The organism is Mesorhizobium sp. M7A.F.Ca.CA.004.06.1.1 (genome assembly GCF_003999135.1).
In the GTDB taxonomy this organism is placed as follows: Bacteria; Pseudomonadota; Alphaproteobacteria; order Rhizobiales; family Rhizobiaceae; genus Mesorhizobium.
In genome coordinates this window covers 1-7,430 of the sequence record NZ_RZPQ01000247.1, presented here as the reverse complement: position 1 = coordinate 7,430, position 7,430 = coordinate 1, and the positions used below count along the sequence as shown (strand labels likewise).

Genomic DNA, 7,430 nt, shown 5'->3' with positions numbered 1-7,430 from the left:
CGTCTTGTCGTCCGACCTGATGGGCGGCGTGCGGCGGCTGCGGCTGGAGCTGGAGGCGATCGCCGATGGCGAGGCCGACATCGTCATCGGCACGCAGCTCGTCGCCAAGGGCCACAACTTTCCCAACATGACCCTGGTTGGCGTTGTCGATGCCGACCTCGGCCTTGCCAATGGCGATCCGCGCGCCGCCGAGCGGACGTTCCAGCTGCTCAGCCAGGTCACCGGCCGCGCCGGCCGCACCGGCAAGAAGAGCCTTGGCCTGCTGCAGACTTTTCAGCCCGAGCATCCGGTGATGCGGGCAATCGTCTCCGGCGACGCCGAGGCGTTTTACGAACGTGAGATCGCCGAGCGCGAACGGGCCGCACTGCCGCCCTTCGGTCGGCTCGCCGGCGTCATCGTCAGTGCGGTGACGCGGGCGGAAGCCGAGGGCCATGCACGCGGCCTGCGCCGCGCCGCGCCCGAGGCGTCAGATCTGTTCGTGCTGGGTCCAGCCGAGGCGCCGTTGTCCCTGCTCGGCGGCCGCCACCGCTTCCGTCTGCTGATCCAGGGCGAACGGCGCGCCGACATGCAAGGTTTTATTCGCGCGATGCTTGCCAATGGGCCGAAGCAGCGCGGCTCGGTCAGGGTGCAGGTGGATATCGATCCGCAGAGTTTTTTGTAGTTGCCGGGCGCTTGGTAGGTGGATTCAAATAGGTACGTCGGGCGGCTCAAAACTCGGCATCTCGTGACGGCGATTCGTTTCGCTCAAATTCGATGCCGCCGGGATACCGAGTAACCAATCAGCCAAATTTCTCCGACTGTCTTGCGGATAGAGCTTTCGCCCTTCATCGTCCGGGACGATCATGGCAGCCGGCCTGCCGTTTTCTGTGATGATGGTTGGCTCGCCATTTCCCGCGGCCTCCACAATTGCCGAGAGTGTCGCCTTGGCCTGCTGAAGCTGAACGGTTTTCACTGCGACCTCCTTGTGGTCTCATGTGTTTATAGTATCGAGGATCGCCTAGGAAAAGGAACAGCTCGCGCAATGAAAACCCTTGGCCTTCTGGGCGGCATGAGCTGGGAATCGACGGCCATCTACTATCGGCTGCTCAACGAGATCGTGCGCGAGCGGCTGGGCGGCTTGCATTCGGCCAGGCTTCTGCTCTGGTCATTCGACTTCGCCGAAATCGCCGAGCGGCAGCATCATGGCGACTGGGATGGCGCCGGTGTGCTTCTCGTCGAAGCCGCACGCAAGCTCGAGGCCGGCGGCGCGGAGGGTCTGCTTTTGTGCACCAACACCATGCACAGACTGGCCGACCAAGTGCAGGCGTCGGTGTCGATCCCGCTGATCCACATCGCCGATGCCACCGCGGTGGCGGTCAAGCGCGCCGGCATGCAGCGTCCGGCACTGCTGGCGACGCGCTTCACCATGGAGCAGGATTTCTACAAGGGCCGGCTCGCCGACAGATTTGGCTTGAACCCTGTCGTACCCGATAGTGCCGGGCGCGACATGGTCCATCGCGTCATCTACGACGAGTTGTGCCAGGGCATCGTCAAGGAGACTTCAAAGGCGGCCTATATCGCCGAGACCGAGCGCCTGCGCCGCGAAGAGGCGGCCGACAGCGTCATCATGGGCTGCACCGAGATCACCATGCTCATAGGCGAGCAGGATTTCGACATCCCGGTCTTCGACACGACGCGCATCCATGCCGAGGCGGCTGTGGAATTCGCGCTCGGTTGATGCGCGCCGCCTAAAGTGCGTGGATCCATCTGGCGCGCTTCTTTTCCTCCGCTAGAATGCCCGGAATTTCAAAACAGGCATTTCGAGGGGACAAGATGGATTTTGCGCTTCCATGGCCGACGAGCCAGGGCGAATGGCTGGCCTGGTCGAGCGCCGTCGTCACCGTGCTGCTCGGTCTTTTGTTTTTTCTGGCCCCTGGCCTCGCCTTCCATGCCCTGCGCTTGCAGGTCAAACCAGAGAAGGCTGCGGCGATCGCCGAGGGGCGCGGCAGGATGTCGGGCTTCTATCTCGGCGTCGGCCTGTGCTGTATCCTGCTGGCGCAGCCGCTGATCTACATGGCGCTTGGCTTCTCCTGGCTGTTCACCGCCTTCGGCCGGCTGCTGTCGATGATGTCGGATGGCGCCAACACGCCTTTCAATTGGGTTTCCATTGTGGTGGAATTGGTGCTGGCGGCGTTGCCGCTCGCCTTTGCCTTCGGCTTTCTGCCTTGAATCGTTGGGTATTCCGCGATGGAAGACGGGTGACTTTCGCCGGATGCGACAATAGTGCCTGAAAACCATGCGGAACGACGCATTGCGGTCTTAAAATGCCTGTGCTAGACGGCAATCGACTTTCGGCCGGGGATAGCGGAAGCCGCGTCTCCGTGCTTGAAAAAATGCAGTAAGGTCAAAGATTTAGCCAGAGTTTTTGCTCGCGCCAACAATCTACGGCCTGTCAGACAAGAGAAAAGACGGTCCGTGGCTCAATCGTCATCGCCAATCTCAGGTGTCGCAGAACGCTATGCGGGTTCGCTGTTCGAACTCGCCCTGCAGGCAAATTCCGTGGCCAAGGTCGAAGCTGACCTCAACAGCTTCGAAGCCATGCTCGCGGGCAGCGCTGATCTCACCCGGCTGATCAACAGCCCGGTGTTCTCCAGCGAGGACCAGGCGAAGGCCATCGCGGCAATCGCCGACAAGGCCGGGATTGCCGGCCTCACCGGCAATTTCCTGCGCGTCGTCGCCCGTAACCGCCGGCTGTTCGCCATTCCCGGCATGATCAGGGCGTTCCGCCAGATATCAGCCGAACATCGTGGCGAGACCGCTGCTGAAGTGACGTCGGCTCACGAACTGACGGCTGCCCAGCAGACCGAACTCAAGGCGGCGCTGAAGAGCGTTGCCGGCAAGGACGTGGCTATCTCCGTCACCGTCGATCCGTCGCTGCTCGGCGGGCTGGTGGTCAAGATGGGCTCGCGCCAGATCGATACGTCGCTCAAAACCAAACTCAATTCGCTCAAGCTTGCACTGAAAGAGGTCGGCTGATGGACATCCGCGCCGCGGAAATTTCCGCAATTCTGAAAGACCAGATCAAGAATTTCGGCAAGGAGGCCGAGGTCTCCGAAGTCGGACAGGTGTTGTCCGTCGGTGACGGTATCGCCCGCGTCTACGGCCTCGACAATGTCCAGGCCGGCGAAATGGTCGAATTCCCCGGCGGCATCCGCGGCATGGCGCTCAACCTCGAAGCCGACAATGTCGGCGTCGTCATCTTCGGCGCCGACCGCGACATCAAGGAAGGCGACATCGTCAAGCGCACTGGCGCCATCGTCGACGTCCCCGTCGGCCCAGGCCTGCTCGGCCGCGTCGTCGACGCGCTCGGTAATCCGATCGACGGCAAGGGTCCGATCAAGGCGGTCGAGCGCAAGCGCGTCGACGTCAAGGCGCCCGGCATCATTCCGCGCAAGTCGGTGAACGAGCCGATGTCGACCGGCCTCAAGGCCATCGATGCGCTGATCCCGGTCGGCCGCGGCCAGCGCGAGCTGGTCATCGGCGATCGCCAGACCGGCAAGACCGCCATCATCCTCGACACGATGCTCAACCAGAAGTCGGTGCACGACAACGGCCCCGAGAAGGAAAAGCTCTACTGCGTCTACGTCGCCGTCGGCCAGAAGCGCTCGACCGTCGCGCAGTTCGTCAAGGTGCTGGAAGAGCGCGGCGCGCTCGAATATTCGATCATCGTCGCCGCCACCGCTTCCGATCCGGCACCGATGCAGTTCCTGGCGCCGTTCGCCGGCGCCACCATGGGCGAATATTTCCGCGACAATGGCATGCACGCGCTGATCAGCTACGACGATCTGTCGAAGCAGGCCGTCGCCTATCGCCAGATGTCGCTGCTGCTGCGTCGCCCGCCGGGCCGCGAAGCCTATCCGGGCGACGTCTTCTACCTGCACTCGCGCCTGCTCGAGCGCGCGGCCAAGCTCAACGACGATCTGGGCGGTGGTTCGCTGACCGCGCTGCCGATCATCGAAACGCAGGCCAACGACGTGTCGGCCTATATCCCGACCAACGTGATCTCGATCACCGACGGCCAGATCTTCCTCGAGACCAACCTGTTCTTCCAGGGCATTCGTCCTGCGGTGAACGTCGGTCTGTCGGTCAGCCGCGTCGGTTCGGCCGCGCAGATCAAGGCGATGAAGCAGGTTGCCGGTTCGATCAAGGGCGAGCTTGCGCAGTACCGCGAAATGGCGGCCTTCGCGCAGTTCGGCTCGGATCTCGATGCCGCCACCCAGCGCCTGCTCAACCGCGGATCGCGCCTCACCGAACTCCTGAAGCAGCCGCAGTTCTCGCCGCTGAAGACGGAAGAGCAGGTCGCGGTGATCTTCGCCGGCGTCAACGGCTATCTCGACAAGCTGCCGGTCAACCAGGTCGGCAAGTTCGAGCATGGCCTGCTCAGCCACATGCGTTCGGCCGGCAAGGACGTCCTCGAAGCCATCCGCAAGGAAAAGGCGCTGTCGGACGATCTGCGCGCCAAGCTGAAGGCCGAGATCGACGCTTTCGCCAAGACCTTCGCCTGAGCGAATTGCAAGACGGGATCAGGTTTGAAGCATGCCTTCATTAAAAGACCTTCGTAACCGTATCGCCTCGGTCAAGGCGACGCAGAAGATCACCAAGGCGATGCAGATGGTCGCCGCGGCGAAGCTGCGCCGTGCGCAAGAGGCTGCGGAAGCGGCGCGCCCCTATTCGGAGCGCATGGGTTCCGTGCTGGCCAACATAACCCAGGCAATCGGCGGCGGCGGCGATGCCCCGGCGCTGATGACCGGCACCGGCAAGGATGACGTGCATCTGCTCGTCGTCTGCACCGCCGAGCGCGGCCTGTGCGGCGGCTTCAATTCGCAGATCGCCCGCCTTGCCCGCGACCATATCCGCAAGCTTTTGGCCGACGGCAAGCAGGTCAAGATCATCTGCGTCGGCAAGAAGGGTTTCGACATCCTGCGCCGCGACTACGCGTCGATGATCATCGACCGAGTCGACCTGCGCGAGGTCAAGACACTCGGCTTCGTCAATGCCGATGCCATCGCCAAGAAGGTCATCCACCTCTTCAACGAAGGCGGCTTCGACATCTGCACGCTGTTCTATTCGCAGTTCAAGTCGGTGATCAGCCAGATCCCGACCGCGCAGCAGATCATTCCGGCCGGCATTGCTTCGGCTCCTGCCGAGGCGATTGATGGCGGCAACGCCGTCTACGAATATGAGCCGGAGCCGGGCGAAATCCTCTCCGACCTCATTCCGCGCAACATCTCCGTGCAGGTTTTCCGGGCGCTGCTCGAAAACGTGGCCGGCGAAATGGGCGCCAAGATGAGCGCCATGGACAATGCGACGCGCAACGCCGGCGACATGATCAACAAGCTGTCGATCACCTACAATCGCCAGCGGCAGGCGCAGATCACCAAGGAACTGATCGAAATCATTTCGGGCGCCGAGGCGCTCTAGGCGTGGTTCGCGGGTCATCGACCCGCGACTGGACCGCGTGAGAAACAAAGGACGAAAAAGGGTAAAGACGATGGCGAAAGCAGCGACCCCCCAGAAGGCAGCCCCCAAGGCCGCAGCCGCGAAAACCGCAGCCCCCGCGAAGGCGGCGGCAAAGGCTCCAGTAGCAGCCGCGAAGGCCGCCCCGGCCAAGGCGGCAGCACCGGCGAAGGCCGCCGCTGCCAAGACATCGGCAGTGGCCAGCAAGGCAACCGGCGTTGTCGGCAAGGTTCGCCAGGTCATCGGCGCCGTTGTCGACGTGCAGTTCGGCGATCACCTGCCGGCGATCCTGAACGCGCTCGAGACGACCAATGTCGGCAACCGCCTGGTGCTCGAAGTTGCCCAGCATCTGGGTGAAAACACCGTGCGCTGCATCGCCATGGACTCGACCGAAGGTCTGGTTCGCGGCCAGGAAGTGCGTGACACCGGCGCGCCGATCACCGTGCCGGTCGGCCCGGGCATGCTCGGCCGCATCATCAACGTCATCGGCGAGCCGGTCGACGAAGAAGGCCCGGTCGACGCGACCGAAATGCGCTCCATCCACCAGCCGGCTCCCACCTATGTCGAGCAGTCGACGGAAGCACAGATCCTGATCACGGGCATCAAGGTGCTCGACCTCTTGGCCCCCTACGCCAAGGGCGGCAAGATCGGCCTGTTCGGCGGCGCCGGCGTCGGCAAGACCGTGCTGATCCAGGAACTGATCAACAACATCGCCAAGGCGCATGGCGGCTATTCGGTGTTCGCCGGCGTCGGCGAGCGCACCCGCGAAGGCAACGATCTGTATCACGAGTTCATCGAATCCGGCGTCAACAAGAAGGGCGGCGGCGAAGGCTCCAAGGCCGCACTCGTCTATGGCCAGATGAACGAGCCGCCGGGCGCGCGCGCCCGCGTCGGCCTGACCGGCCTGACGGTTGCGGAATACTTCCGCGACCAGGGCCAGGACGTGCTGTTCTTCGTCGACAACATCTTCCGCTTCACGCAGGCTGGTTCGGAAGTGTCGGCTCTGCTCGGCCGTATTCCTTCGGCCGTGGGCTATCAGCCGACGCTCGCCACCGACATGGGCGCGCTGCAGGAACGTATCACCACCACCACCAAGGGCTCGATCACGTCCGTGCAAGCCATCTACGTGCCCGCCGACGATCTGACTGATCCGGCGCCGGCGACCTCGTTCGCCCACCTTGACGCGACCACGACGTTGAACCGCGCCATCGCCGAAAAGGGCATTTATCCGGCGGTCGATCCGCTGGATTCGACCTCGCGCATGCTCGACCCGCTGGTCGTCGGCGACGAACACTATGGCGTCGCCCGCCAGGTGCAGTCGATCCTCCAGCGCTACAAGTCGCTGCAGGACATCATCGCCATTCTGGGCATGGACGAGCTGTCGGAAGAGGACAAGCAGACCGTGGCCCGCGCCCGCAAGATCGAGCGCTTCCTGTCGCAGCCGTTCTTCGTCGCCGAAGTGTTCACCGGCGCGCCGGGCAAGCTGGTCGACCTCGCCGACACCATCAAGGGCTTCAAGGGCCTCTGCAACGGCGACTACGATCACCTGCCGGAAGCCGCCTTCTACATGGTCGGCGGCATCGAGGAAGCAGTCGAGAAGGCACAGCGCCTCGCGGCTGAAGCGGCATAATTCAGGGAATAGGGAGTAGTCAGTAGTGAGTAGGGAATAGCAGCTGCGTGATGTGGGCCGGTTAGGGCCACTTACTACTGACTAGTTCCTATTCCCTACTCACTAAATTGATCATGGCTGAAGCTTTCAAGTTCGAACTGGTCTCGCCGGAACGCCTGCTGGTTTCTGAGCAGGTCGAATCCGTCGTCATTCCGGGCGCCGAAGGCGAGATGACCGTCATGGCGCATCACGCCCCGGTCATGACCACGATCAAGCCGGGCGTCGTCACCGTGAAGACCGCGGCGGGCGGCGAAGAACGCTATGT

At 63.1% G+C, this 7,430-nt stretch carries 7 protein-coding genes and 2 pseudogenes; 8 read left to right on the top strand and 1 reads right to left on the bottom strand.

What is annotated here, in order from left to right:
• Positions 1-661 (top strand): annotated as a pseudogene (locus tag EN906_RS16485) (primosomal protein N'); the annotation flags it as partial.
• 24 nt (positions 662-685) lie between these two features.
• Here the strand turns inward: EN906_RS16485 and EN906_RS16480 are convergent.
• Positions 686-952 carry a type II toxin-antitoxin system Phd/YefM family antitoxin gene (locus EN906_RS16480; protein WP_236382932.1) on the bottom strand — a complete coding sequence of 89 codons (267 nt, stop codon included), beginning with the start codon at positions 950-952 and terminating at the stop codon, positions 686-688.
• A gap of 69 nt (positions 953-1,021) precedes the next feature.
• On the opposite strand from EN906_RS16480, the gene EN906_RS16475 reads away from it, so the two are divergent.
• The 7 genes and pseudogenes from EN906_RS16475 to EN906_RS16445 all read left to right on the top strand — a co-directional run.
• The gene (locus EN906_RS16475; protein ID WP_127267281.1) at positions 1,022-1,717 is read left to right on the top strand and encodes an aspartate/glutamate racemase family protein; all 696 of its coding nucleotides are present in this window, start codon (positions 1,022-1,024) and stop codon (positions 1,715-1,717) included.
• A 95-nt stretch (positions 1,718-1,812) separates the two neighbouring features.
• Positions 1,813-2,208 carry a DUF4345 family protein gene (locus tag EN906_RS16470; RefSeq protein WP_127267282.1) on the top strand — a complete coding sequence of 132 codons (396 nt, stop codon included), beginning with the start codon at positions 1,813-1,815 and terminating at the stop codon, positions 2,206-2,208.
• Between the two features lie 246 nt (positions 2,209-2,454).
• Positions 2,455-3,015, top strand: coding sequence for a F0F1 ATP synthase subunit delta (locus EN906_RS16465; RefSeq protein ID WP_023762496.1), 561 nt, complete (start codon positions 2,455-2,457; stop codon positions 3,013-3,015).
• Positions 3,015-4,544 (top strand): F0F1 ATP synthase subunit alpha, encoded by a 1,530-nt coding sequence (atpA, locus tag EN906_RS16460; protein ID WP_127267283.1) that lies wholly within the window; start codon positions 3,015-3,017, stop codon positions 4,542-4,544. The genes EN906_RS16465 and atpA overlap by 1 nt, the downstream gene beginning before the upstream one ends.
• 31 nt (positions 4,545-4,575) lie before the next feature.
• Positions 4,576-5,460, top strand: coding sequence for a F0F1 ATP synthase subunit gamma (locus EN906_RS16455; RefSeq protein WP_127267284.1), 885 nt, complete (start codon positions 4,576-4,578; stop codon positions 5,458-5,460).
• Between the two features lie 70 nt (positions 5,461-5,530).
• The gene (gene atpD, locus EN906_RS16450) at positions 5,531-7,126 is read left to right on the top strand and encodes a F0F1 ATP synthase subunit beta (protein WP_164748765.1); all 1,596 of its coding nucleotides are present in this window, start codon (positions 5,531-5,533) and stop codon (positions 7,124-7,126) included.
• A 113-nt stretch (positions 7,127-7,239) separates the two neighbouring features.
• A pseudogene (locus EN906_RS16445) lies at positions 7,240-7,430 on the top strand (F0F1 ATP synthase subunit epsilon); the annotation flags it as partial.

Excerpts from the sequence above, each read along its gene's own strand:
- atpD (WP_164748765.1), top strand. The coding sequence starts at position 5,531 with ATGGCGAAAGCAGCGACCCCCCAGAAGGCAGCCCCCAAGGCCGCAGCC.
- EN906_RS16455 (WP_127267284.1), top strand. The coding sequence starts at position 4,576 with ATGCCTTCATTAAAAGACCTTCGTAACCGTATCGCCTCGGTCAAGGCG.
- atpA (WP_127267283.1), top strand. The coding sequence starts at position 3,015 with ATGGACATCCGCGCCGCGGAAATTTCCGCAATTCTGAAAGACCAGATC.
- EN906_RS16470 (WP_127267282.1), top strand. The coding sequence starts at position 1,813 with ATGGATTTTGCGCTTCCATGGCCGACGAGCCAGGGCGAATGGCTGGCC.
- EN906_RS16475 (WP_127267281.1), top strand. The coding sequence starts at position 1,022 with ATGAAAACCCTTGGCCTTCTGGGCGGCATGAGCTGGGAATCGACGGCC.